Below are 26,570 nucleotides of genomic sequence, written 5' to 3'. Positions count from 1 at the left end.
TCACCCTAATAACCGCATCATTTCTGCTTCATCAATCACCGGAATAGCCAGCGCCTGCGCTTTAGTCAGCTTGGAACCTGCCGCCTCTCCAGCTATCACCAAATCCGTTTTTTTCGAGACACTGCCGCTGACTTTCGCCCCTAACGCCGTTAACCGATCTTTAGCCTCATCACGGGACAGAATACTGAGTGAACCAGTTAACACGATAGTTTTACCCGCGAACGGATTGTCTAGTTCATTAGCATCAATTACCACGGGAGCGGGCCAGTGAATCCCAATCTCAGAACCGATCAGTTCGCGGATAACCTGCTGATTATGTGCCTCATCCAGGAAATGGCGCACATGTGTGGCAACGACAATTCCCACGTCCTGAACTTGCTGTAACATTTCAATATCGGCGTTGAATAATGTCTCTAGCGAACCGAAATGTGAAGCCAGACTGGCGGCCGTCGTTTCACCAACATCCCGGATACCCAACGCATACAGAAAACGGGCCAACGTGGTGGACTTGGCTTTTTCCAGCGCATTTACCAGATTCTGTGCTGATTTTGGCCCCATACGGTCCAGCCCGGTAAGCATACCCGCACCAAGCCGGAATAGATCAGCCGGCGTTTTCACGTATTCTTTTTCTACCAGTTGATCAATGATCTTATCGCCCATACCATCTACATCCAGTGCCCGGCGGGAAACAAAATGCTTCAGTGATTCTTTCCGCTGTGCACCACACACCAACCCTGCCGTGCAACGGGTGACTGCTTCCCCTTCGACGCGTTCCACATCGGAGCCACAGACAGGGCAATGTGTCGGGAACACGACCGGATAGCTATCCTGCGGCCGTTCCGCCATGACGACACCCACAATCTGTGGTATCACATCGCCCGCTCGGCGCACAATCACCCGATCGCCAATTTGTATACCAAGGCGTTCAATTTCATCCGCATTATGTAACGTGGCATTACTGACCATCACGCCGGCTACAGCCACCGGCTCCAGACGAGCCACCGGTGTAATCGCCCCGGTTCTACCGACCTGAAACTCCACATCACGCAGCCAGGTAAGCTGTTCCTGCGCCGGGAACTTGTACGCGACCGCCCAGCGTGGGGCTCGGGCGACAAACCCCAACCGCGCCTGCAAAACCAGATCGTCAATCTTGATCACCACACCATCGATGTCAAAACCCAGCGAACCCCGTTCCTGCTCAACCCGGTGATAAAACGCCAGTACCGCGTCACTGCCAGTGCATAGCGTGACATGCCCACTGACTGGCAGCCCCCAGGCTTTAAACTGCATCAGACGCTGCCAATGACTATCGGGTAACGTGCCCCCTTCCACCAGCCCAACGCCGTAACAAAAAAAGCTCAATGGCCGTTTGGCCGTAATACGTGGGTCCAGTTGACGCAGAGAACCTGCCGCCGCATTACGTGGATTGGCAAACACTTTGCCGCTGGTACGACGCGCTTCCTCATTCAGCGCCTCGAACCCTTTGTGTTTCATAAACACTTCACCACGCACTTCCAGTCGGCGAGGAATATTATCTCCCGTTAGTCGCAGCGGAATTGCACCAATAGTACGAATATTGGTAGTAATATTCTCACCCGTGGTACCGTCACCACGAGTAGCGGCACCGACCAGCACACCCTCTTCATACAGCAGGCTGACGGCCAGACCATCAAGTTTCAGTTCGCAGCAAAATGTCAGCTCATCGTCACTTTTCAGACGATCGCCGATACGTTTGTTGAAGGCCAGATAGCTTTGCTCATCAAATACATTATCCAGCGACAGCATGGGTACTTCATGGCGTACTTGCTCAAATGCCGCCAGTGGCGCAGCACCCACCCGCTGAGTAGGCGAATCCGACGTCACCAGTTCAGGATGCATCAATTCCAGGTCTTTCAACTCCTGCATCAGCCGATCGTATTCCGCATCGGGAATTTCCGGCGCATCTTCGACGTGATACAAGTATTCGTGATGACGCAGCAGGGAGCGTAATGCGTTAATACGAGACTCAACAGACTGTGAATTCAATAGGTTCATACCTTTTATCTAACATGATGCGGCCCGTTATTTACCGGCCTTGATGATATTGATAATGTTCGTGGTTGAGCAGCCATCTTCAAAATTCAACACCTTGACCTCACCACCGTTGGCCCAGACTTCCTCACTTCCGGCGATATCTTCTGGCTTATAGTCTCCGCCTTTCACCAATACATCCGGCAGGATCTCGGCGATCAGTCGCTGTGGCGTATCCTCATCAAACGGTACAACCCAATCCACTGCCCCCAGAGCCCCCAACACAATCATCCGTTGCATCAGCGGATTTACCGGTCGGGTTGGTCCTTTCAGGCGTTTGGTTGAATCATCGCTGTTTACCGCCACAATCAGACGATCCCCCAGCTTACGGGCATTTGCCAGATAGGAAACATGTCCGGCATGCAGAATGTCAAAGCAACCATTGGTCATGACGATCTTTTCACCACGCTGGCGAGCCATCGCCATCTCCGCTTTGAGTTGCTCTTCCGTCATGATGCCAAAACCGGTGTCAGCACGCCCACGGATGGCATTTTCCAACTCAATGGGTGTGACTGTTGACGTCCCAAGTTTGCCGACAACCACACCGGCGGCGGCATTGGCCAGGAAGCACGCCTCTTCCAGCGGTTTCCCGGCGGCCAGCGCAGCGGCCAGTACGCCGATCACCGTATCACCGGCACCGGTCACGTCGTAAACTTCCTGTGCCTGCGTCGGTAAATGCAGTGGTGCCTTACCCGGTTGCAGCAGCGTCATGCCTTGTTCGGAACGGGTCACCAATAACGCCGACAGATGATAATCAGCCATCAGCTTCATACCCCGCACCACCAGATCGTCTTCATCTTTACAGCGACCGGCAACCGCTTCAAATTCAGACAGGTTAGGCGTCAGAAGCGTCGCGCCACGGTAGCGGGAAAAATCAGCACCTTTCGGGTCGATTAGCACCGGAACACCGGCGGCTTTTGCCGTCTGGATCATTTGTTGTACGTGTACCAGCGCCCCTTTGGCATAATCAGATAGAACCAGGGCGCCAATCTGTGGCAATGCCTGCTGGATACGCTCAATCATTGGCTGCGGATCAACGTTATCGAACCCCTCTTCAAAGTCCAGGCGGATAAGTTGCTGATTGCGGGACAGTACGCGCAGCTTGGTGATTGTCGGATGTGTAGGGACAGAAACGAAATCGCATTTGACGTTAACTTCATTCAATCTGGCGCTCAGGGCGTGGGCTGCATCGTCAATACCGGTGAGACCAACCAGACGTGAACCGCCCCCTAGTGAGGCAATATTCATTGCTACGTTTGCCGCGCCCCCTGGACGCTCTTCAATCGTATCAACCTTCACTACCGGCACCGGTGCTTCCGGTGAAATACGGCTGGTTGGGCCGTACCAGTAGCGATCCAGCATAACGTCTCCCACAACCAATACTCTGGCATGACGAAAATCAGGCAGCGTAACTTTCATTCCCTGGCTCCAAAAATGGGTTCAATTTGACGCGCGCTATACTATCACAGGCACTGACAGAACAATGACAATCCACCGCCACATTGACTATTATGCGAACACACTCTCAACCCAGCCATGTTGCCCAGCTCTGCTGTACCTGTTGACGTTCGGCCATAAACCGGTCGGCCCGGACCCGACCAGACTGTTCTTGCAACGCCAGATGGTGCATCTCATCACGCAGTGTGATGTAAGCCAGCTTCAGGGCCGTGGCTTCACGTTCTTCCATAATGTCATACTGGGCCATCAGCTCCAGAATGCGCACATTATCGGACCAGCGTGTCAATCGTGGCTCTTGAGCGGAATAGCACAGCACTAAATATTGGACGATAAATTCGATATCGGTAATGCCGCCGGCATCCGCTTTCAGATCAAACCAATCCTGAGATTTGCTGGCATGATGGAGGCGCATTTTTTCCCGCATTTCCCGGACATCAATACGCAGTCGGTCACCATCACGGGGACGGCAAAGAATAGCCTGGCGAATAGATTCAAACTGCTGCTGGATCTGTTTTTCCCCATAGACCATGCGTGCACGTACCAGCGCCTGATGTTCCCAAGTCCAGGCTTCAGTACGCTGATAGTCGTCAAAGGCCTCCACGGTACTGACCAACATGCCTGCCGCGCCGGACGGGCGCAGGCGCGCATCCACTTCATATAAAATGCCAGACGAGGTACGGGTGCTGAACAGATGCATTACCCGCTGGGCCAGCCGCAAGTAAAACTGACGGCCATCAATGCTATGTTCACCCTCGGTCATGACATCAGACGGACAGTCGATCAGAAACACCAGATCGAGATCGGAACTGTAGCCCAGTTCCCAGCCACCCAGTTTGCCATAGCCGATAACGGCAAAACCACGTCCCTCGCGCTGATGCAGATGCGATGGTTGTCCGAACCGGGCCACCATCTGGCTCCATGCCTGCTGAATAACGGCAGCGATAATCGCTTCCGCCAGATAGGTTAAGTGATCGCTGACCTTCATTACCGGCAATGCCCCGGCAATATCCCCGGCAGCGATACGCAGTTGTTGGGTCTGCTTAAACTGACGCAATGCTTCCAGTTGCTGTTCTTCATCCTCTTCCGGCACACGCATCATGTATTGCCGCAGTTCATCGGCATAAGCATGTGGCGCGGTGGGTTGATATAAGGTGGCAGGGTCAAGCAATTCATCCAGCAGTAGCGGATAGCGGGCTAATTGGTTGGCAATCATCGGTGACGCCGCACATAACCGAATCAGATGGATTAACGCTGCACGGGATTCCAGCAGCAATTCCAGATATGTGGTGCGGGTGACAATACCCAGTAACAACGGCGTAATACGCGCCAGAATGTTATCAGCCTGTTCATGCTGACATACCTGCGCCAACAGCGTCGGCATCAGTTGGTCGAGCACATCCCGGCCCCGCGGGCCAATAGTCCGCTTTGCCAGATCGCTCCGGAAATCCATGATGTTACGTAACAGCGTCTCGCGGACGCCTTCTGTCAATTGCGGCATCAATGACGCCAAATCCGCTTCATCCAGCAGATCCTGCCACAAACTGCCATAGCGCGTATATTCTGGCGTTTCGCTGCCGTCCGGTGCGTCATCCCCAATCAGATCATTAAATACCGCGCGTACCGCCTGCATATGCTGCTGTAACGCTTCGCACAGCTGTGCCCAGCTCTCTACTCCCATTCCCCAGGCCAGGCGCTGCTGATTGAGCTCATCAGCCGGTAGCGTCTGTGTCTGTTCATCAGCAATCGACTGCAACAGATTTTCCAGCCGGCGCAGGAACAAGTAAGCGGTACGCAGTTGGGAAACCAGCGGCGGAGCCAGCAATCCCAGCGTCCCTATTTGATCTAACGTGGGCAATAACGAGCGCGATTGCAGCACCGGTTCCCGGCCACCACGAATTAACTGAAATACCTGAGTGATAAATTCAATTTCGCGAATACCGCCAGCGCCCAGCTTAATATTATTACGTAAATCACGACGGCGAACCTCCCGCGCGATCATGCTCTTCATATTACGTAATGATTGAATCACGCTGAAATCAATGTAACGACGATACACAAAAGGCCGCAGCATGCTCATCAGTTCCTGACTGTAGCGGTCCTCCGTTCCACCCATCAGACGCGCTTTCACCATCGCATACCGTTCCCAGTCTCGTCCCTGTTCTTGATAATAATCCTCCAGCGCCGCAAAACTCAGCACCAGTGGGCCGCTATCGCCAAACGGCCGCAATCGCATATCGACACGGTAGACAAAACCATCAACAGTCGGCTGATCCAGTACCTTGATCAGCCGTTGCCCCAGACGGGTAAAAAACGAGGCATTATCCAACTCACGACGTCCGCCGCGGGTTTGACCATTTTCCGGGTAGGCAAAAATCAGGTCGATATCCGACGAAAAGTTCAACTCTCCGCCGCCCAGTTTTCCCATGCCGAGGATCAGTAGCGGTTGTGCATCGCCCGCCACATTGCACGGCGTTCCCCATTCGCGACAACATGCTTCATACAGCCAGTTGCGCGCCGCCATAATCAGCAACTCCGCCAAGGTACTGAGCTGAAGCAACGTTTGTTCCGTGGTGCTGGTTTGCAGGATTTGTGACCACGCAATACACACCAGCATATGGCGCCGGAACAACCGCAGTATCCTCATCAACCCGTTATCATCTGTCGCCTCACCCACCGCTGCGGCCAGCCATTGAGCATAATTCCTCCACTCGTCTGGCTGTGGCGGCTGCTGATGCATTTCTTGCCACCAGTCAGCGTGGAGCGTCAGTGCATCACTGACAAAATCACTGAGCGCCAGTACGGCCTGTTCCTGCTCAGAGAATATGGTGGAGACGTCCTGCTCTCGTAGTCGCGCCATGATGCATTGGGCCTGAGCAACCAGCGGTTCGGATAAGGGGAAAACCTGCGTAGGACTACTGGGCATGGCAATATCCTTGCACGGCCGCCTGACAGCATGCAGGCGGCTTCAGTTATCAATTATTGGCGCTACTCAGCCAGAATGGGGGTTGCGATATGGCCTGCTTACGGCTGAGCTCCAATTGATGCGGAAGGTTATCTCCTGGTGAAAGATGGGCAATAATATCTTCCATGTCTCGCCAGAAACGCAGATAACTTGTCGCTTCATGAACAGGATAAAAACCGGAAAGCAGCAGAAATGCACAAACTCCACGCCTCAGGCGCGGCAACTGTTGTGAATATTGCAGGGTGTCCAGCGAGTGGCTGAATACCTGCTTGAGCTCGGATAACGTTCGGCTCAGCATAATATCTGCAAAGCGTTTGTAGGAGCTTTGCAATCGCATACGCTCCTTGTTATCCATGTATTGGCGCCAACCAGCTTCCACCAACCAGGAAGTAAGTACCAGCTTACTTTTCAGGTAATCCTTGGTATAACAGACGGCTTCAGCATCCTGATTCGCGTCAACCAGTGCTTCCAGTTGACTTAATGCCGCCCGAAATAACGCCGTGACTTTACGTGGCACCACGCCGCCTACCAGCACCAGCATTTCCCGAAGCATGGTGCCTGCCTCTGGCAATGCTTCACGAGCGGCCGCATTACCTCGAACCCACAATTCTTCATGATATTGCCAGTGGCTTAATGCATATTCCAATCCGGCACGAATAGCCTGATCGAGAGTCATCTTGGGTTCTACCGGCATGAACGCCAGCGGCCGCCGTTCACGATGTGGATTGCCTTTTGCCAGATGATACCCGCGAGCGGCCTTGCTTAAACTGCCTTGACGCAGTCCCCCGACATCGGACAGCTCATTGGCAAATGACAGTAGATCTTCGATTCTGCCAACCTTCAGTTCAAGTTCCAATTCGCAAATAGGCTCACGGTGATGACCTGCAACAATTTCACCGCTATCGAGTGCCATTTCAATCACGCTTTGCGCGTAAGTCACTACCCACTTTTCACGACGAAAATCCGTACTGAACAACGGCTGAAGCGCTTGCGCCAGTACAGCCATATCACACCCTTCCGGCCAGATATCTTCCGGCAATAGACTGATATCCAACTGCGGGCTGGTCAAATCGACATTATATTCCGGGTGTTGGTGCAAACTGCCAACAACCTTACCCGCTGTTTTGACGGTCATTTCATAATGACCATTTTCGCCACGCACACGCAAGCCGATACCATGCTGTCGCAGGTAGCCATCTTTGGTTTCATAGTAAGTATTTGCTAACTGCTGCGCCTGAAGATGCTCGCTATGACTGTATTCACTCTGCCAGTCATTCAGTTGCTGCCGTAAAGAACTAGCGGTATCTGGATGGACAATAAACTTTAGCTCGATCTCTTCACTCATAATCTACAACACCGGGTTCAGTAATAATGACGCCAGTAAATAACATTTTACGTCACCTTGCTACTTTTAGGCGTATCGGATACCGAGGTTCGCTGCATTGCTGTTATTCTTCTGCGAGACGAATCACAGGTTATAATTCAGGAATGCACCTTTACCAGAGTAAGACAGTTCTCATTCAGGTTTTCCGCCTGCATAGTCAGACTTATTCTCCGACTCTTCGCTAACTACTCACATAACATAATGATCTTATGCATAAATCACGTTCTATTTTTATCTGCCTTATCGCTCTCGTTTGCAGTTTTTCTATCCATGCAGAAGAAAAGCGCTATATCTCCGATGAATTAATCACCTACACCCATAGCGGCCCGGGTAATCAATACCGTATCGTTGGCGCGCTGAAAGCTGGCGCAGAAGTCACGCTACTAAGCGTGAATGACAACGCGGGTTATGCTCAGATCCGCGATGACAAAAATCACACCAGTTGGATTCCTCTCGATCAACTGAGTCAGACACCCAGTTTGAGTACCCGAGTGCCCGAACTGGAAAATCAAGTCAAGGTATTGACGGACAAGCTGAATAATATCGATCAGACTTGGAAACAGCGCACCACCGCCATGCAACAGAAGGTGGATGCCAGCGACAGCATCATCAGCGGGCTACAAAAGAATAATCAGGATTTGAAAGCACAACTGCGATCGGCGCAACAAAAGGTCAGCGCGGCCAGCGTGCAGTTAGATGACAAAAAGCGCACGCTCATTTTACAGTGGTTTATGTACGGTGGCGGCGTAGCCGGTGCCGGATTGTTGCTTGGTTTACTGCTGCCACATCTCATCCCGCGCCGCAAGAAGAACGATCGCTGGATGGGATAGGCACATCATCAACATCTGATAGTGACGACCCCAATGAGAATAAAAATAACGGCGATACCCAATAGATTTCAACGTGTAGAAAAGCGATAACCGAATGAATTCCCTGGAACTTATGCCAATAAGTGACTGGGGCGGGCAACGCACCCGCGACTTGAAAGATGACGGGGAGTCTATAGTATGCGGTAAAAACATAAACCGTAATATCGGATGGAAGGGAGCCGGGCTTGAAGATTTATCTTGTTGGCGGTGCAGTACGTGACGGCTTGTTAAACAGACCGGTGACGGAACGTGACTGGGTTGTGGTTGGCACGACACCAGAACATTTGCTGGCGTTGGGTTATCAGCAGGTGGGAAAGGATTTCCCGGTCTTCCTGCACCCTGTCAGCCGGGAAGAGTACGCACTGGCACGAACTGAGCGAAAAGCCGGTAAAGGCTATACGGGTTTTATCTGCGATGCCGCACCGAATGTCACGCTGGAAGAAGATTTACAACGTCGGGATTTAACCATTAATGCCATCGCTCAGGATGAAAACGGCAATCTTATTGATCCTTATGAAGGTCGGCGCGATCTGCAAAACCGTATTTTACGCCATGTTTCCGACGCCTTTGGTGAGGATCCGTTACGGGTTTTGCGTGTCGCCCGTTTTGCCGCTCGCTATGCTCATCTGGGGTTTCATATTGCTGAAGAAACCATGGCATTAATGCAACGGATGACCCGAGAAGATGAGTTGGCATATCTGACACCAGAACGAGTCTGGAAAGAAACGGAAAAAGCACTGGGAACGCAGGATCCGCAAATCTATTTTCAGGTTTTGCGTGATTGCGGCGCGCTGGCAGTGTTGTTCCCCGAAATTGACCGCCTGTATGGTGTTCCGGCACCGGCCAAATGGCATCCGGAAATCGATACGGGTATCCACACGATGATGGCACTGGAGATGGCCGCCCGCCTGAGCCCGAGCCTTGATGTGCGCTTCGCCACATTGTGCCACGATCTGGGTAAAGGGTTGACCCCGCCCGAACAGTGGCCACTTCATCATGGCCATGGGCCGGCAGGCGCCAAGCTGGTGGATGCATTGTGTCATCGCTTGCGTATTCCCAATGCACTAAGAGATCTGGCCAGAATTGTAGCCAAATATCACGACCTGATGCATAACGTACAGATCCTGAAACCCAAGACGTTACTGAAACTGCTTAGTGCGATTGACGTCTGGCGCAAACCACAACGGCTGGAACAGTTGATTATTACCGGAGAAGCGGACGCCCAGGGCCGCACCGGTTTTGAACACGCGGCATATCCCCAAGGTGACTACCTGCGGCAGGCTTTTCAGGTCGCCAGCCAAGTTACCAATGCAGAAGTGATTGCCGCAGGATTTCAGAATGCCGAAATCGGAGAAGAATTACAGCGTCGGCGCCTTAGTGCATTGGAAAGCTGGAAAGCACAGCAGTCTGGTGTTTCCGACCGCTCATAATCTGGCCGCAATAAAAACCATATCCGAAGGCAATATTGCGTCATTACCGCGTCATGCTTTCATGTGCAGGTCGGGGATAAGAATTTTCTGAAATTTTATCCCCGGGAACCTTACAGATATCACATTATAGCGATCGAACGGAGGGATCCGGCCGGCGGGTTACTGATTTACATAAAGACCAGATACACCACTGCCGCGATAATGAATCGATAGATGGCAAACGGGATAAACGACATCCGTTTAATCAGTTGCAGGAAAGTTTTAATCGCAATCATCGCCACGACAAACGCCGTCAGGAATCCCACGATAAAGAGCGGTAAATCAGCCTTTGTCAGAAAGTGCCAGCTTTCGTACAGATCCAGCGCACTGGCACCAAGCATCATCGGCACCGCCAGAATGAACGAAAATTCAGACGCTGCATAACGGCTAACACCCGTCAACATCCCACCTGAAATGGTTGCTCCAGAACGAGAGAAACCCGGCCACAACGCCAGACACTGGAAACAGCCAATCATAAATGCCTGGCGGTAAGTGATATCATCCAGTCCTACGGAACGTGGATGTTTTGGCTTTAACCACTCGGCGGCCAACAGTAAAAAACCACCGACAACCAGTGCATATGCAACCGTACGCGGATTAAACAGCGATTTGATGAAATCATGGAACACCAGACCCAGTATCACAGCAGGTATCATCGCCAGCAGGATATGCCCCAGCGTTAAATGACCATTATGCTGCCCCTCGTGGGGAACCTCGCCAAAATGAATCCCAATCAGACCAAACATCCGGCGCCAGAACACCGCTACCACCGCCAGAATGGATCCCAGTTGAATGATAATCTCGAATGTTTTAGCTGTTGCGCCCTCAAAACCCAACCACTGGCCCACAATGATCAGATGTCCGGTAGATGATACCGGCAAAAATTCGGTAAGCCCTTCGACTATACCAAGAATGAATGCCACCAGTAACGAATGCATATCCGCCATCACACGCTTACCTTTTCCGTAACCCGTAAAAAAGCGGCATCGCTACCAGCGAGCCGCTACTAAAAAAACACATATTACGTTATACAGGTTACCTTTAGGTTACCTTAATATCCCTGTTTCCAATAAATCAGAATTAATCCCGGTTTTTGATAGACCAAAGTTAATCCCAGTTTCCAATAAATCAGCGTTATCGCACACCACGCTCAATTATTACCCCTACGCTGCGTGCCTGGGCCACTGCACCGGGTTTGCTAACCTTAATTCGCAACCAGGGAATACCAAACCGTTGCATCAGTAATTGCGCCACCTCTTCCGCCACTCTTTCCACTAGCGCAAAACGTTGCCCGGCCACCAGCGAGATGACTGCGTCGCTGACGTCGGCATAACTCAGACAATCGTTCACATCATCACTGGCCGCCGCATGACGGTTATCCCATCCCATTTCGATATCGAACACCAGCTTCTGTTGAATAGTCTGTTCCCAGTCATAAACACCAATAGTGGTGATCACACTAAGTTCTTCAATAAATACGATATCCATCACGTCACACTCTGTTTTTACTGTTGCCGGATACCACTTCCGACAGAATATGCGTATTATCCATTGATGCTGAGATTAAAACGACCTTTATTAAACGGAACCGTATTATGAGTGCTATCGCGCTTGGCATGATTATCCTCGCGTATTTGTGCGGCTCGATCTCCAGTGCAATTCTGGTCTGCAGGATCGCCGGTCTGCCGGACCCACGCGAGCATGGATCAGGCAATCCTGGTGCTACCAACGTACTGCGTATCGGAGGAAAAGCCGCCGCTGCCACTGTCTTGATCTTCGATATTCTGAAAGGAATGTTGCCCGTGTGGGGAGCCTATGCGCTGGGCATCCCCCCTCTTTATCTCGGGCTGACGGCCATTGCCGCCTGCCTTGGGCATATTTATCCGGCCTTTTTTCGCTTTCACGGTGGCAAAGGTGTCGCCACGGCGTTAGGTGCCATCGCGCCGATCGGTTGGGATCTTACCGGCCTGATGATCGGCACCTGGTTACTGACCGTGCTGCTGAGCGGCTACTCCTCGTTAGGTGCTATTGTCAGTGCGTTAATCGCCCCGTTCTATGTCTGGTGGTTCAAACCACAGCTTACTTTCCCGGTCGCGATGCTTTCCTGCCTGATTCTGATGCGCCATCACGATAATATCCAACGCTTGTGGCGTGGTCAGGAACATAAAATCTGGAAAAAGCGGCGAAAAAACAAGCCCGCGCAGAAAAAATAAGCGGCGGCTGTTTTCCATGATCTTCGGGTGGACGGAAATGATGGGGGCCAGCCAGTCCTATCGGTACACCCATCGTTTCACACCGATTCCCTCCCGATTGTAGGCCCTAAAAATCGCGAACTTTTCTGACGAGTTGGCTATAATGGCCGCCACTCTATTTCTGGTTTGAAGAGAAGGAAACCGACATGAGTTTGAATACAGTCCCGGCGGGTAAAGATCTTCCGGAAGATATTTACGTGGTTATTGAAATCCCTGCGAATGCCGATCCCATCAAATATGAAGTTGATAAGGAAACCGGTGAGCTGTTTGTAGACCGCTTTATGTCTACCGCCATGTTCTATCCGTGTAACTATGGTTACATCAACCACACGTTGTCACTGGATGGCGATCCGGTTGACGTGTTGGTGCCAACCCCGTATCCGTTACAGCCGGGTTCAGTGATCCGTTGCCGTCCGGTTGGTGTACTGAAAATGACCGATGAGTCTGGTGAAGATGCCAAAGTGGTTGCTGTTCCCCACAGCAAACTCAGCAAAGACTACGATCATGTTAAAGACGTGACCGACCTGCCGGAACAGCTTCGTGCGCAGATTAGTCATTTCTTCGAGCACTATAAAGATCTGGAAAAAGGCAAGTGGGTGAAAGTTGAAGGTTGGGCTGACGTTGACGCTGCCAAAGCAGAGATTCTGGCTTCTTTCAACCGCGCAAAAAAATAATCAAGGCCGCACCGATCCCAACAGAAATAGCGGGAGCCGTTTCAGCCAATAGTCAAAAACACCGCGTAATGCGTAATACAATTCACTTAAGTCCCGTGTATTCGGCTTCTTAACTGAACAAGTATTACCGTGCAGTACGCGGTGTTTTTATTTCTCACTCTATTTTGCTGTATCTCGCTTCAACCAATCACCACTGGTAATTCTACGCAACCCCGTAACAGGACGTTGATAGAGATAAATCCAGGCACTACCGTAAGGTGTTGAGATTAACGCACGCTTATACTCTCCCCCTCCCCGTTTCAATTCATCCAACTCTGATAAAATGGACGAACTAACCCGGTAGACTTCGCAATAAATCTCCCCTTCGCCTGCCACTGCGGCCGGATAGTGACCTAAGTCATACAGCTCATACCCTTCAAGCCGATGGTCACCTAACCATTGCGCATTGGTCATCCAATGACTGTTTCCCTGTTTGCGTCGTAAACTGCCGTAGACAATAATTCGCATCGCTAAAACTCAAACTGATAGAGCACATCTAATGCCTGATTGATACCAGACACCGCCTCCAAGTATAGTTTCGGCATTAAACGGTAACGTAATGTTAACGTTGCCAGTGAATCAAATATACCAACACCATATTTGACCTGCAGGCCCGGCAGGACATAACCGCTGACCACCACCTGTGAACTGTCGCCAGCGCCCTGTGTATCCAGGGCTAAATTGCTTACGCCAAAAGCCTCGCCGATTTTACCCACAACTTGACCACTTTGTGCAACCCCTAAACCAATCAGTGCGGATGTCATCATTGCACTGTCGGTGCCACTGCTCCCCAATCCCTGACCACGCAGAAGGTAAGAGAGCGCTTCCTGTTGCGACAGCGTCGGCTCGGAAAATATTGTCAGCCGAGGTGACGTCGCCAACCCCGTGATACGGACACCGACAGTCACATCATCTTCAGTATTGTCCGGATTACGGATAGCCTCAATGTCCAGCATCGGCTGTGCCGGTGGCCCGGAGAACAGAAGTTGCCCTTTACGTATCTGCAAATCCTGCCCATAGGCTTTAAAACGGCCGGAAGGTATATTGATGTGGCCGTTCAGCCCCAGTCCACGCTCATTCTGCGCTACTTTCAAATCACCTTTCAACTGAGCATGCAGGCCATAGGCATCCAGCCAAACATCATCCCCGATCCGCACGATCAGGTTGCTGTTAATCAGTATCCCACTTGATGCCTTCGTAATTGGCTGATGTTTCTCATTCAGCATGACTTCATCTTTGGACACATCCACCGCACTCGGTGGCATATCATGGACGACAATCCTCGCCCAGGGAATAGTAACCATACCATTTAACGCGAGTATCCGCGGCGATGCATCAAAGGTGATATCGGGGGAAATATCCAGACGGGCCATCGGCGGCAGAGTAATCCGCACACGCTCCCCTTTGACGGCAATATGTGCTCGCCAGTCATTTACTTGTGACCAGTCGGCATTCCCTGCCAGATTGACCTGACCATTGGTGGTTTTCAGGAAACCCTGTAACGTCGAATTAACCCCGTTGAAATAGACAGCCAGGCGGCCATTAGTCAGATCCACCGGCATCCAGTTACCATCGATATCCAACTGCTCCAGCACCATTTGCCCAAACAGTTCAGGACGCTGCACATTACCACCCAGCCGCAGACTGGCATTCAACAATCCCGCTGCTTTTTCGCCTTCCCGCAACACCGGATTCAGCATATCCAATGAGAAATGGCTGATGGACACATTTCCACTCAGGTCACGTCGGTTTTGCGGATCGGCAATCTGCACATCACCCGCAAAACGCCCATTTCCGCGCAACGCTACCTCCCAGGCAAGTTGCGCCTGATCATGAGTGATCCCCGCATTCAGTGTCAGGGTTTCAACAGCAATCGGCAGCATTTTCCCCTGCACTTGTTGCTGCACAGTAACGCCGTGTCCAGTTAGCGTAATTTTCGCCTGAGGTAACCCTGCTCCGGTTTGCCAGCTGACATCTGCATTGCCAGTGACATTACCGCCCAGTTCAGTGCCATTTCCCATCAGTGGCTTCAGCATTACCAAATCAAACCGTTTCAGGACCAGACTTGCCTGACCCGATGGCCCGACTTCAATCGGACGCGGCACACACAGCTCAGCATCAGGGTTATGCCAACAGTGATGACCAATCGTCATTTTCTGCTGAGCCACCTGATAATCCAGTGACATCGCCTGCATCAACCGCCACTCGCCAACCGGGGTGTCAAAATGAGTACTCGTTATTTCACCGCGCCAGCGTTGCTGTGCCCGATCAAAACTGCCGGCCAGCGACAGTTGACCCGACACCGGCTCCCCATTCATGGTCAGGTGCATCTGGTGCTCAGTTTCATTGCCCTCCACCCGCAGTGCCAGGGTATTCATGCGTAGGCTATCCCGGTGTAGCTGCTGCAAATGTACCGTTATCGCCCCGTGGATCTGCTTGTCGGATTGCACGTCAGCCGCGATATCAAGCTGCTTGATAGTCATGTTTTGCCAGCGTAATTCCGACACCGCCAGATCGGTTTTCAGATGCGGCGCATCGCGGTTGCCATCCAGTTTGAGATTGCCCACGATCCTCCCAGCCAGACCGGGCAGTGTGCCGTCCAATGCCGGTGCATTAATATCACCCGTGATATTCCATTGATCCCCCAACGTTCCCTTCACCATCAACCGATTACGGCCCAGCGTCAGGGCAAGATCAGAGATACTCCATTGCCCGGCGGCATTGCCGCTCAGTTTACCTTGTGCTGTCAGCCGATTCTGACGGACATTGCCCTCCAACTGTAATTGTGGAATCTTCAGTTGCCAGTCGCGTCCTTCAATGCGCCCTTGGGTAACGAGTGTACCGTTCAGGCGGGCGGGCCATTGCGGCCATTGCTGCTCGGTATTGATACCGCTCAGCGTGAGTTCACTGTTCCAACTGATAGCGTTGTTCCAGTCCATCTGCCCTGTCATTTCCACATTCCCCTGCAACGCATCCAGACGCAGGCGGGTCAGAGAGAATTGTCGTACATTTCCCTTACCTTCCAGTAACAGTGAACCAGGAGGTAACTCGCTGCCCTGCAGAGCGCTATGCAGTGAGAGTGCATAGTCTGTAGCCTTACCGTTAATATTCAAATGGATATCATTCAATTGGTAGCGCGCATCTCCGGTAATAGGCCAGCGGACCTGCGGACTTTGCAGGCTAAGTGACAGTGGTAGTCCCGCTACCGCCGGTTTTGTCTGCAATGTCAGTTGCGCGCGTTGTGGCCCGGACAGATTCAGCGCGACGTTCAATTGCTCATGCAGAGCACCGTTTACCGTCAGTTTGAGGCGTTCACCCTTCAACGGATCGATATTCAGCACACCGTTGGCATTTATCACTAGCGGCCACTGTCCACCGAGTGTCGCCTCTCCATGAGCAAACAACGCGCCTTGTGGCGATTGGAAGTCCAACCGTTGCAGAGTCAACTTCTGTCGTTGATTGCTGGCCTGTAAAAAAAACCGGGTGATCATCAGGTCCTGACTGCCGGTAATCCGTAGCTGCTTACCTTGTATTTCAGTGATCGTGACATCCATCGGCAGAGTAATGTCAGGAATCTTTGACAACAGCGGTTTGGCAAACAGCGATTGCAAACGTTCCCCCAAAGGTTGCTCTGACAGCGCAGATAATCCAGGGGATGACAGCTTACTGTTCACCACGGAGGGCGGTGTTTCAGGATTCGTCGAGGGCGTTTTGGGTAGCGCTACCAGTAACGATCCAATATATGTTGGCAACAGTGTTAACTTTCGACCCTGCCAATGCAGCCCGGAGCGGAATTCCGCCAATGACAATGTCATGTCATCGACGGTGACCAGGCTGTTAGACAGACTGAAATGCTGGAGATCGAGAGTAAAAGGTATGGTGATTTCTGTTGACGGCGCCGTGGGTGCGGCTTGCGTCTCAGATACTGGCATCTGTTGTGTTTTCACTACGACGTCCAGACCCTGGACGGATAGTGCATCGATACACAATTGCCCCCGCCACAGGCAAGCGGGCGATAGCGACAGCGATAAGTGTAATGCACTCACATTAGCCGAAACGCCGGGCATATGGTAATGCAGATCTTTTAGTGTTAAATCTCGCCAGCCACCACTGGCACTGCCAATATTCAATCCCGGCACCCAGCGCGAAGCGCTGTTCAACACCAGATGCAGGCCCGGGGTCGTACCGATCAGCAAGGCGACAGTGAGGATAAGCATCAACAAAAACGCGGTGAAACCAATTATGGTTTTTTTTAGCCAACTCATAATTCAGGCCCCAGACCGATATAAAACTGCAATCCATGTTTTTCAGCATCACCAATCGGTCTGGCCAGATCAAACTTGATTGGTCCCACTGGTGATTCCCAGCGCACACCAATCCCGGCACCGGTTTTGAAATTACTCTTTCTGATATCGTTAACCGCTTCACCACTGTCGATAAACACCGCCCCCCACCACTTGCCAGTGACGTTGTATTGATATTCGATCGATCCAGTAGCTAACTTTGAGGCCCCGGTCAGCTTATCGTCATCATCACGGGGCGAGATTGATTTGTATTTATAACCACGGATACTGCGGTCTCCCCCGGCAAAGAAACGCAGGGATGGCGGCACGCGGGAAAAGTCACTGGTTTCTATCCACCCCAGATTGCCGCGGGCCACAAAGCGATGTTTATCCGCCAACGTACGAATCCACACGTTCTGCGCCTGGAAAATAGCAAAATCGATATCCGAACCCCACGTCGTATTGGAAACATCTATCGAGTAACGTTGGGTATCTCCCCAGAACGGCATCAGACCACCGCGTTGGCGCGTACGATTGATGCTGACACCAGGATAAATCAGCATGGTGGTATCGGTTATACTGCCTTGCGTAAAGTGGTCCAGACTCCAGCGCAGGTTGACCGCCCGCTGCCAACCACTGGGATAATTCCAATAACGCGCCACATTCAGCGTAGTGGCATCCGAACGGGTATCATTCAGGTCTTCCCGTTTAAATCCACTTTGTAACAAGTAATATTGCTCCAGCGGATTCTTGAGCAGCGGTATTTTATAGCTGAAATCCAGCATCTGTTCCGGTGCCGACAGGCTGAGGCTGCTTTCCAGACTGTGTCCACGCGAATTAATCCATGGCTTTTTCCAGGTGGTTTTCAGTCGGGGGCCCACATCCGTGGCATACCCGCCCCCGACTTCTACCGTGTTGCGGCTGCGTGGCGTCAGCACCGCATCCAACGGCAGTTTTTTACTCTGTGTGGCCTGACTGAAATCCGGCGACACCACAGCGGCGTTGAACCAGCCTGTCGCCGATAAGCGGCGGTTAAATTCACCTAATGCTTGTGTGGTGTATTCATCGCCTTCATGGAACGGCAACAGATTTTGCAGATAATCTTCACGGATCTGCGACCCCTGGAAGTGAACTTTGCCAAAGCGGTAACGCTCACCACTAGCGTAATCAATATTCCAGTACGCTTGACGCGTGCTTTGTATCACTCCCAATTGGCTTTTAGTGAAATGGGCATCGAAATAGCCCTTATTGACGGAAAGGTCGCTAAGTGCGCGTTTAAAGCCATCATAATCGCCATGGTTCAGAATGCTTCCCAGGGGCGGTTTACTCGTCTGAATCAGTTGCTGAAAATCTTTATCGTTTCGCGCCTGACCAGTAATAATGATATTCACACCGGCGATCCTGACTGGTTTTCCCGGCGTGATGTTAACCAAGAGTACCGGGCGACCACCGTTCACCGCTGGTTCGAATTTGAACAGAATTTCAGGATCGTAATACCCCAATGCCCGCAACCCTTGTCGGATCGCCTCATCAACACGGGCCTGGAAACGGCCGTCGGCACTAACTTCGTCTGGTGTAATTGTCGATAACCGCGCCCGGACATTTTTTTGTAATTCACCCTTAAGCCCGACAAGTTGCAACCGGACATTGGACGCTGCCCTGGCTGAAGGCAACGCCAACAATATGCACAATACACATATTTTCAAATCACAGCCGCGTTGCATATTGTGGTGAAAGAATGGCTTCTTTTTTCCTGTAAAAATTACCACGTTACCCCTTGGTAATATCAATCAGATAAACTGGTTTTTCTTTCTAAATATAGAGTTAAATTTGTAAATCTAAAAATGGCGTAGGGTAATTACTGTCATACTGCTTACTTAAGCGGTTTTCCCCGTGAATATTGGTTTCTTAACTGATTCATTACTGCCATTTTTAACCATAATACCGTAAAGACAGGCGAATGCTTCTCGGTTATGCTCTGAAAACACAATGATATTACTACAATATCGGGAGCCAAAAGTGATCGATAGTTTCGATAAAACCCAATGCATCAGTCAATCTGACGCACTTTCCGGTCGGATAACGCCAATGCCCGTCGCCCGACTTCATGCGGTTAGCCAACATTCCATGACATACGTGCCAGAAAATATGCAGGTGGCCATCTTTGCCATGGGTTGTTTCTGGGGGGCGGAACGTTTGTTCTGGCAACAGCCGGGAATATACAGTACAGCAGCAGGCTACTGTGGCGGCTATACGCCCAACCCTACCTACCGGGAAATCTGTACCGGTAAAACCGGCCATGCTGAAGTAGTACGGGTTGTTTTTGACCCAACGGTCATCAGCTACAAACAACTGTTACAGTTGTTCTGGGAAAATCATGACCCAGCGCAAGGCATGCGTCAGGGCGGCGATATTGGCACTCAGTATCGTTCCGCTATTTACCCCGTCACACCTGAACAGGAGTCGGCCGCCAAGGAAAGCGCACACGGTTTCCAACAGGCGATGAAAGACAGCGGAGATGATCGAACCATCAGTACGGAAATCAAACCTGCCGGGCCGTTCTACTATGCTGAAGACGAGCACCAGCAATATCTGTACAAAAACCCGGATGGTTACTGCGGATTAGGTGGCATTGGTGTCTGCTTGCCGCCGCAACGCTAAATATGGCGGTTATTTCGTCACACCTGTTATAATGCGCACCGCGTCAGGGCCACCCACGGTGATAGGTTCCTGACCGGATAGATTCAAGAAATACAGGGCTGGAAACCAGCCCTTGCCAGCGGGTACCACATCCGCTGCCTTATAATGATTTTTCCTTCCCGAGGATCGCCTATGTCTGCTGAGACAAAGCGAAAAAACTATGTTAAACAGCTTATTACTAATAATACTTCTTATTGCCATCAGCGCGTTTTTTTCTCTTTCTGAAATATCCCTTGCCGCTTCACGTAAAATCAAACTGAAGCAGATGGCCGATGAGGGCAACCTGAATGCTGACCTGGTGTTAAAACTTCAGGAGACACCAGGTATCTTTTTTACTGTGATTCAAATTGGTGTTAATGCCGTCGCCATTCTGGCCGGTATTATTGGTGACGCAGCCTTTTCCCCCTATCTCAATATGTTGTTTGAAAACGTCATGTCTCCGGAGTTAGCGGGAAAAGTCAGCTTTATCTGCTCTTTTGTTCTTGTCACCAGTCTGTTTATCTTGTTCGGTGATTTGACCCCCAAACGTATTGGCATGATTGCCCCGGAGACAGTGGCTGTCCAGATTATCAATCCTATGCGCTTTTGCCTGTTCATATTCCGGCCACTGGTCTGGTTTTTTAACGGTCTGGCTAACGTAATTTTCCGGTTGCTGAAATTACCCATGGTGCGCAAGGACGATATCACTTCCGATGATATCTATGCGGTGGTGGAAGCCGGCGCACTGGCTGGTGTGTTGCGCAAGCAAGAACATGAACTGATTGAGAATGTGTTTGAACTGGAGTCCCGTACCGTTCCCTCGTCCATGACATCCCGGGAAAGCGTGGTGTACTTTGACCTGCATGAGGACGAAGAGCAGATTAAAGAGAAGATTGCCCAGCAGCCGCACTCCAAGTTTCTGGTTTGTAATGCCCACATTGACCAGATCGTCGGTTATGTCGACTCGAAAGATTTACTGAATCGCGTACTGGGGAATCAAAGTCTGGAGCTGAACAGCGGCGTGCAGATTCGTCCGGCGCTGATTGTGCCAGATACCCTTACCCTGTCAGAAGCACTGGAAAGTTTTAAAGCTGCCGGAGAAGATTTTGCCGTTATCCTCAATGAATATGCACTGGTCGTGGGGATTATTACGCTCAATGATGTGATGACCACCCTAATGGGCGATCTGGTGGGACAAGGCCTGGAAGAGCAGATTGTCGCCCGTGATGAAAACTCGTGGCTGATTGAAGGCGGGACACCTATCGACGACGTGATGCGAGCGCTGAATATTGATGAATTCCCGCATTCCGGTAACTACGAAACCATCGGGGGGTTTATGATGTATACGCTGCGTAAAATACCAAAACGCACTGATTTTGTACGCTTTTACGGTTATAAATTTGAAGTGGTGGATATCGACAGTTACAAAATTGATCAGTTACTGGTCACCCGATTGGAAGACAAACCAACAGTAGCATCACCCGCTGCCAATACCTCCGAGTCATAAACCATTATCGACTTAAACCACAACGGCCCGTATGTGGGCCGTTTATTTTTCAGCACTGCTTGTACGCACGCGCCGTCATCCCATTTCGGCCTGCAATTTCAACACTTGGCGGTTAACTTCTGACATCACCACCAAGTGTTGTTTATCCTGTTTTTTCGGCAATAAAATCTTGCCGTAATCAAACTCAAAAGCACCGACTCCTTTAATATACAACCGTCCGCGAAACAACGTTTTCACGTACTTTGCGACCTTCATCGGGTTGTAACGTTCGAAGATCCTCATGTTTTATTCTCCTCCCGCTTTTTCTTCTGACACGCCGTCCGTTTCAAAAAAGTAACAGAGCTGATGGAGCGTCAATGACATACACAATATTTAGTGCTGTGATTCCCTCAATAGTTCCTCACATCTCAGCATTCCTTACTGAATTTACATAATTTTACGGAGTAGATTAACGTTATCCTTCACAAATCAGTGTAAACCTTCAAGTCGCTGTAAATTGTGCGAACTGACACAAACTCAGCGATAAACCGCTCAGGACAGACTAACACTCAGTATCTACGCTTATGAGTAATACACGACTCGCCACAAGCTTGATACAAGAGGGAAATATCAATGACCAGAATGACCTGTCTGTTTGTTGCCCTGGTTTTTATTCCGTTCCTGACATCCGCACACTCCTTTGCCCTTAACCAGCCTGTGCCATCCGTTGGTGTGGTAGAAAAGGGGGAGCTGAATTATCAGAATGAAAAATTCAGCTACCAGAACTGGAGTAGTGCCCAGCTCAATGGGAAAGTCCGTGTCATCCTGCATGTCGCCGGGCGTATATCTGCCCGGAACATGAATAATCCGCTGATCACCACGCTCAGGGAGGCTAATCTACCGCGTGAATATTACCAAACAACGACAATCGTCAATGTCGACGATGCCGTGATAGGCACGGGCATGTTTGTACGTGGGCGCGTCAAGGACAGTAAGCAGGCAAATCCCTGGTCACAGTTTGTTATCGACAGTAATGGTGATGCATGTCGAGCATGGGAATTGACGCCTAAAAGCTCGGCTATCGTCGTGCTGGATGCACAGGGAAAAGTTCGTTTTGTAAAGGATGGCGCCTTGAACCGACAAGAAATACAGCAGGTCGTCAGCCTGCTGCATACTCTATTACACCAGGAGGAATCTCATCATGACACAGGCACGCTGCCTGTCATCAAAACAGTGAAACACGAAATCCGGGATTAATAAACGATTCCCGTGGGGCATAAGATAACGGTTTTCCCTGCCAATCATGTATCTGTGCTCCCGCCGCTAACGCGATTGCATGCCCGGCACCAGTATCCCAAATACAGGTAGGTCCAAAACGGGGATAAAGCTGGGCTTTCCCTTCCGCCACCAGACAAAACTTTAACGATGACCCAATAGCAACAGTCTCATGCTCACCCAACTGACCAAGGTAATCCTGTAGCTCTTTATCTGAGTGTGAGCGGCTTACCACCACCAGTGGAGGCCGGGCATCATTCACCTGTATCTGTTGTCGGTGTCCCCCCTCTTCTTTCCAGGCTTTGCCGTTTGCCGCCGCATACATCACACCAGTCACCGGAACATAGATCACGCCCAGTACCGGTAGATCATTCTCAATCAACGCAATATTTACCGTGAATTCACCGTTGCGGTTCAGGAACTCTTTCGTACCGTCCAGCGGGTCCACCAACCAGTAACGCTGCCAGTGCTGGCGCTCCGACCACAGTGGAGGATCTTCTTCAGACAGTAACGGGATATCGGGGTACTGTGCCGCCAACCCTCGTTTGATGACACGATGCGCCGCCATGTCGGCAGCGGTTACTGGGGAATCATCTTTCTTGTGCGCGACCTCAACCGGCTGATGTCCCTCATAAACCTGCATAATGGCATCGCCTGCCTCACGCGCCAGTTGGCAAATGTGTTCTAACATTTTTCACCTCTCTACCGGTTGTCAGGGCGCATCATCCGCCCGTTCCGATTTGTCTTTGTGACTGATAACCGCGGCATTCTTTATGTTTGTTGTGGTTATTCTATGCCACCTTCCGTGTTTTGCCGTGATAATTAACGCTGTATTTAGCATTACATGAGATACCGGCCTCATTAACACGTCGAGAAAACAATGTAATAAAGCACATGCCGACGCCAAGTTTGCGCGTCGCACTGATTACGATTACCGTCAATTACTACCGTGTTTACAGCGAGAAATATAATGCCGTTGCATCACCAGATGAAAATCAGGCGATCATGAGAACCTACATCGGTGTTGAAATGAAACGAAGCCAACACGATGATAGTGAGGAAGAAAAGTAAAGCATCCGCGCCAGGGATGGCGCGGTTTCGCTAGTGCCTGTTTACCAACGAGGGTCACCTCTATAGTGGTGACCCCAACCAGGCCCTGGCGGCGGCGCAATAAACACTGGCCGAGGCGGTTGTACTACAACAACCCGTGGTGGTGGCGCTTCATAATATCTCGGTGGTGGTGCTTCATAGTAATAAACGGGTCGTGGCCTGTGGTATCTGTGTTCACGCCGCCACTCATGCGGAGCACACCACCGATTGCCATCCCAATAATAGCCACGCTGGTCACGATCGCCAATATGGAAATAAACCCCCGGCAGCGCAATGCTCAGACTATCGGCCTGTACCGTAGGCACAGCGAACGACAGCATTCCAGTCATCATGACACCGAATAAAAGCGGCTTAATCATAAAACAACCCCTACGTCACCGCGATGCGGCGGATAGCACAGATATACGGCAAATCAAGCCTTGTCACCATCAGAAAAGGGCTAATTTTCGATAAGTCATCCCCCCATGTTTATCCGTAAAGCACGATAAATACCGCCACTCATTCTGTTCGCCAACCTGATGATTCACCATGGTATTCGGCCGCTTCTGAGCCATTGCAAGTAGCGTGCAGATTGACTTCAGGCAGAAGTATCACTCACCTGAATCACTTACTCAGGTATGCTTACCGCTGCATATTGCCGTCTATTAGATATATACCCGTCATACTTCAAGTTGCAGGTGTGTTGGCTGCGTTCGCTCACCCGAATCACTTACCTGAGTAAGCTCATCGGGATTCGCTCACTTGCCGCCTTCCTGCAACTCGAATTATTTTGAGTATATAATGAATGACTTTCATAGGAACGGAATAACTATATTTAGGCCGCCCGGGAATGAATTTTCATATAACCTTTCATAAAATGGAAGGATTAAAATAAACTCTCGCTTTATTCTGGTGCAAATAATTAACGGAATTCGCTCCGCTTGTGTTCTATATTGTTTTACGCCAAGTTCATCATTTGTTTTTTATCGTAAAAATGTTGTTTATTTCTTATCTATCTTCTCTTCATCTTGTGATATTTTTGTGCATCACAGTGCTATTTAAGTGCAATCATTAATACTGAAATAGAGAATACTTATAATACAAGTTAACCGTTGACAATCCATTAACTCGCTTCTTATAGTGATACCCACTCCCCCGCAAGACCGCCAACGCTGTCGGCTTGTGGTGAAGGCATCAGAGCCCCTGAGAAAGTCATCTGACTTTACGGGGCTTTTTTTTTGCTTTTTTTTAATACCAACACCAGGGGTAATTATGTCCAGAATACAATGTCATTACGCCACGTTGACACTTGCGCTGGCATCCGTATTAGTAGTAGGCACTGCACACATGGCTGTTGCCGCCGACAAACCCATTAAAATAGGTTTATTGGAAGACGCATCCGGTAATTTTGCCTTGCCCGTTATTCCCAAGATCCACGCTACAGAATTAGCTGTTGACGAAATCAATGCGAAAGGCGGTATTCTTGGTCGTCCGATTGAACTAATTAAATATGATACCCAATCCGATAATACCCGTTTTCAGCAAATGGCTCGTCGTTTAATTAAAAACGATAAAGTGGATGTTATTTTCGGCGCTTTCTCTAGTGCTTCCCGTGAGGCCATTCGCCCTATTATGGATAAAGCAAAACAGCTTTACTGGTATAACAACCAGTATGAGGGCGGTGTCTGCGACACCAATGTATTTGTCACCGGTGCCGTACCTGAACAGCAGTTTTCCACACTGATTCCCTGGATGATGAAGAAATATGGCAAACGGGTTTATACCATTGCTGCCGATTACAACTTTGGTCAGATCTCGGCGGAATGGGTGCGAAAAATTGTCGCAGAAAACGGTGGCACCATGGTTGGGGAAGAGTTTATCCCGCTGAGTGTTTCTCAGTTTAGCCAAACCATTCAGAATATTCAGAAAGCCAAACCAGACTTTGTCATGACACTTCTGGTCGGCACCAACCAGTCTTCCTACTATGAGCAGCAAGCTGCCGCCAGACTGAATCTACCCATGGCAAGCTCAGTTAGCGTGGCACAAGCTTATGAACACAAACGCTTTAAGCCACCAGCACTGAAAGACATGTACATCACCGCCAACTATATGGAAGAGGTGGACACACCTGCCAGCAATGACTTCAAAAAACGTTTCCACGCCAAATTTCCTGATGAGCCGTATATCAATCAGGAGGCGGCCAACGCCTATGATGCGGTTTACCTCTACAAACTGGCAGTGGAAAAAGCCAATAGCACCAATCAAGTTGCTGTACGCAAGGCATTGGAAAGTGGTGGTATCTGTACCGATGGCCCTTCCGGCAAGGTCTGTATCGATCCCAAAAACCACCATCTGAGCCACACCATTTATCTGGCGCACGTCAAGGCCGACCATTCTGTCGAAATACCCAAGGTATGGCCGGATATCCAACCTTACTGGCTGGATCAGGCAGGTTGCAACCTCCCGGTCAAACCAGACACCAGCCAGTATACGCCGTCCAATCCGCCCAAAGCCTGAGTCTGAAATGACCATCAGGGAAGTCGTTGTCCTACATGCGCTTCCCTGAGTTATCTATCTCAAC

General features: G+C 50.5%; 20 protein-coding genes and 1 pseudogene. 9 read left to right on the top strand and 12 right to left on the bottom strand.

Going from position 1 to position 26,570, the window contains the following annotated elements; genetic code table 11:
* The 4 genes from ligA to RS889_RS04450 form a co-directional block, all read right to left on the bottom strand.
* The gene (gene ligA / locus RS889_RS04465) at positions 1 to 2,034 is read right to left on the bottom strand and encodes an NAD-dependent DNA ligase LigA (RefSeq protein WP_315709498.1); all 2,034 of its coding nucleotides are present in this window, start codon (positions 2,032 to 2,034) and stop codon (positions 1 to 3) included.
* A gap of 27 nt (positions 2,035 to 2,061) precedes the next feature.
* Positions 2,062 to 3,489, bottom strand: coding sequence for a bifunctional D-glycero-beta-D-manno-heptose-7-phosphate kinase/D-glycero-beta-D-manno-heptose 1-phosphate adenylyltransferase HldE (gene hldE / locus RS889_RS04460; protein WP_021017551.1), 1,428 nt, complete (start codon positions 3,487 to 3,489; stop codon positions 2,062 to 2,064).
* A 106-nt stretch (positions 3,490 to 3,595) separates the two neighbouring features.
* The gene (gene glnE / locus RS889_RS04455) at positions 3,596 to 6,451 is read right to left on the bottom strand and encodes a bifunctional [glutamate--ammonia ligase]-adenylyl-L-tyrosine phosphorylase/[glutamate--ammonia-ligase] adenylyltransferase (protein WP_315709497.1); all 2,856 of its coding nucleotides are present in this window, start codon (positions 6,449 to 6,451) and stop codon (positions 3,596 to 3,598) included.
* 49 nt (positions 6,452 to 6,500) lie between these two features.
* A complete protein-coding gene (locus RS889_RS04450; RefSeq protein WP_315709495.1) occupies positions 6,501 to 7,835 on the bottom strand; it encodes a CYTH domain-containing protein in 1,335 nt (444 codons plus the stop codon).
* Between the two features lie 248 nt (positions 7,836 to 8,083).
* On the opposite strand from RS889_RS04450, the gene RS889_RS04445 reads away from it, so the two are divergent.
* On the top strand, positions 8,084 to 8,704 hold the full coding sequence (locus RS889_RS04445; protein WP_315709494.1) for a TIGR04211 family SH3 domain-containing protein: 621 nt from the start codon (positions 8,084 to 8,086) through the stop codon (positions 8,702 to 8,704).
* A 224-nt stretch (positions 8,705 to 8,928) separates the two neighbouring features.
* Positions 8,929 to 10,173 carry a multifunctional CCA addition/repair protein gene (locus RS889_RS04440; protein WP_315709493.1) on the top strand — a complete coding sequence of 415 codons (1,245 nt, stop codon included), beginning with the start codon at positions 8,929 to 8,931 and terminating at the stop codon, positions 10,171 to 10,173.
* A gap of 167 nt (positions 10,174 to 10,340) precedes the next feature.
* Here the strand turns inward: RS889_RS04440 and bacA are convergent, their stop codons facing one another.
* The gene (gene bacA / locus RS889_RS04435) at positions 10,341 to 11,159 is read right to left on the bottom strand and encodes an undecaprenyl-diphosphate phosphatase (RefSeq protein ID WP_315709492.1); all 819 of its coding nucleotides are present in this window, start codon (positions 11,157 to 11,159) and stop codon (positions 10,341 to 10,343) included.
* 187 nt (positions 11,160 to 11,346) lie between these two features.
* Complete coding sequence (gene folB, locus RS889_RS04430) at positions 11,347 to 11,700, bottom strand: bifunctional dihydroneopterin aldolase/7,8-dihydroneopterin epimerase (protein ID WP_315709491.1); 354 nt, start codon at positions 11,698 to 11,700, stop codon at positions 11,347 to 11,349.
* A gap of 107 nt (positions 11,701 to 11,807) precedes the next feature.
* Between folB and plsY the strand changes: the two genes are divergently transcribed.
* Together plsY and ppa are read left to right on the top strand one after the other, a co-directional pair.
* Positions 11,808 to 12,425, top strand: coding sequence for a glycerol-3-phosphate 1-O-acyltransferase PlsY (gene plsY, locus RS889_RS04425; RefSeq protein WP_021017558.1), 618 nt, complete (start codon positions 11,808 to 11,810; stop codon positions 12,423 to 12,425).
* A 185-nt stretch (positions 12,426 to 12,610) separates the two neighbouring features.
* Entirely contained in the window at positions 12,611 to 13,138 is a 528-nt protein-coding gene (ppa, locus tag RS889_RS04420; RefSeq protein WP_021017559.1) for an inorganic diphosphatase, read from the top strand.
* A gap of 159 nt (positions 13,139 to 13,297) precedes the next feature.
* On the opposite strand, the gene RS889_RS04415 is transcribed toward ppa, so the two are convergent.
* Genes RS889_RS04415 through tamA form a run of 3 tightly spaced genes read right to left on the bottom strand, consistent with a single transcriptional unit; the run spans position 13,298 to position 19,184 of the window.
* Positions 13,298 to 13,645, bottom strand: coding sequence for a gamma-glutamylcyclotransferase family protein (locus tag RS889_RS04415; RefSeq protein ID WP_021017560.1), 348 nt, complete (start codon positions 13,643 to 13,645; stop codon positions 13,298 to 13,300).
* A gap of 2 nt (positions 13,646 to 13,647) precedes the next feature.
* Positions 13,648 to 17,442, bottom strand: coding sequence for an autotransporter assembly complex protein TamB (gene tamB / locus RS889_RS04410; RefSeq protein ID WP_315709490.1), 3,795 nt, complete (start codon positions 17,440 to 17,442; stop codon positions 13,648 to 13,650).
* On the bottom strand, positions 17,439 to 19,184 hold the full coding sequence (gene tamA / locus RS889_RS04405) for an autotransporter assembly complex protein TamA (protein ID WP_315710916.1): 1,746 nt from the start codon (positions 19,182 to 19,184) through the stop codon (positions 17,439 to 17,441). Before tamA ends, tamB begins: the two co-directional genes overlap by 4 nt.
* A gap of 298 nt (positions 19,185 to 19,482) precedes the next feature.
* Between tamA and msrA the strand changes: the two genes are divergently transcribed.
* Together msrA and paeA are read left to right on the top strand one after the other, a co-directional pair.
* The gene (gene msrA / locus RS889_RS04400) at positions 19,483 to 20,121 is read left to right on the top strand and encodes a peptide-methionine (S)-S-oxide reductase MsrA (protein WP_084297678.1); all 639 of its coding nucleotides are present in this window, start codon (positions 19,483 to 19,485) and stop codon (positions 20,119 to 20,121) included.
* A 199-nt stretch (positions 20,122 to 20,320) separates the two neighbouring features.
* Positions 20,321 to 21,646: a polyamine export protein PaeA gene (paeA, locus tag RS889_RS04395; RefSeq protein ID WP_021017564.1), complete on the top strand. Its 1,326-nt coding sequence runs from the start codon at positions 20,321 to 20,323 to the stop codon at positions 21,644 to 21,646.
* A gap of 75 nt (positions 21,647 to 21,721) precedes the next feature.
* On the opposite strand, the gene RS889_RS04390 is transcribed toward paeA, so the two are convergent.
* On the bottom strand, positions 21,722 to 21,928 hold the full coding sequence (locus RS889_RS04390) for a DUF1107 domain-containing protein (RefSeq protein ID WP_021017565.1): 207 nt from the start codon (positions 21,926 to 21,928) through the stop codon (positions 21,722 to 21,724).
* 330 nt (positions 21,929 to 22,258) lie between these two features.
* Here RS889_RS04390 and RS889_RS04385 point away from each other — a divergent pair.
* Positions 22,259 to 22,813 (top strand): annotated as a pseudogene (locus RS889_RS04385) (YtfJ family protein); the annotation flags it as partial.
* Between the two features lie 37 nt (positions 22,814 to 22,850).
* On the opposite strand, the gene cysQ reads toward RS889_RS04385, so the two are convergent.
* Positions 22,851 to 23,591: a 3'(2'),5'-bisphosphate nucleotidase CysQ gene (cysQ, locus tag RS889_RS04380; RefSeq protein WP_315709488.1), complete on the bottom strand. Its 741-nt coding sequence runs from the start codon at positions 23,589 to 23,591 to the stop codon at positions 22,851 to 22,853.
* A 203-nt stretch (positions 23,592 to 23,794) separates the two neighbouring features.
* On the opposite strand from cysQ, the gene RS889_RS04375 reads away from it, so the two are divergent.
* Entirely contained in the window at positions 23,795 to 23,971 is a 177-nt protein-coding gene (locus RS889_RS04375) for a hypothetical protein (protein ID WP_315709487.1), read from the top strand.
* Positions 23,972 to 24,012: 41 nt separating this feature from the next.
* On the opposite strand, the gene RS889_RS04370 is transcribed toward RS889_RS04375, so the two are convergent.
* Positions 24,013 to 24,369: a DUF2502 domain-containing protein gene (locus tag RS889_RS04370; protein ID WP_315709486.1), complete on the bottom strand. Its 357-nt coding sequence runs from the start codon at positions 24,367 to 24,369 to the stop codon at positions 24,013 to 24,015.
* 967 nt (positions 24,370 to 25,336) lie between these two features.
* On the opposite strand from RS889_RS04370, the gene RS889_RS04365 reads away from it, so the two are divergent.
* Complete coding sequence (locus RS889_RS04365) at positions 25,337 to 26,506, top strand: urea ABC transporter substrate-binding protein (RefSeq protein ID WP_425475133.1); 1,170 nt, start codon at positions 25,337 to 25,339, stop codon at positions 26,504 to 26,506.
* Positions 26,507 to 26,570 lie beyond the last annotated feature (64 nt).

The organism is Brenneria uluponensis, from assembly GCF_032395385.1.
Lineage (GTDB): Bacteria > Pseudomonadota > Gammaproteobacteria > Enterobacterales > Enterobacteriaceae > Prodigiosinella > Prodigiosinella aquatilis.
The sequence above is the reverse complement of the archived record's forward strand: the minus strand, read 5'-3'. Positions and strand labels throughout refer to the sequence as shown.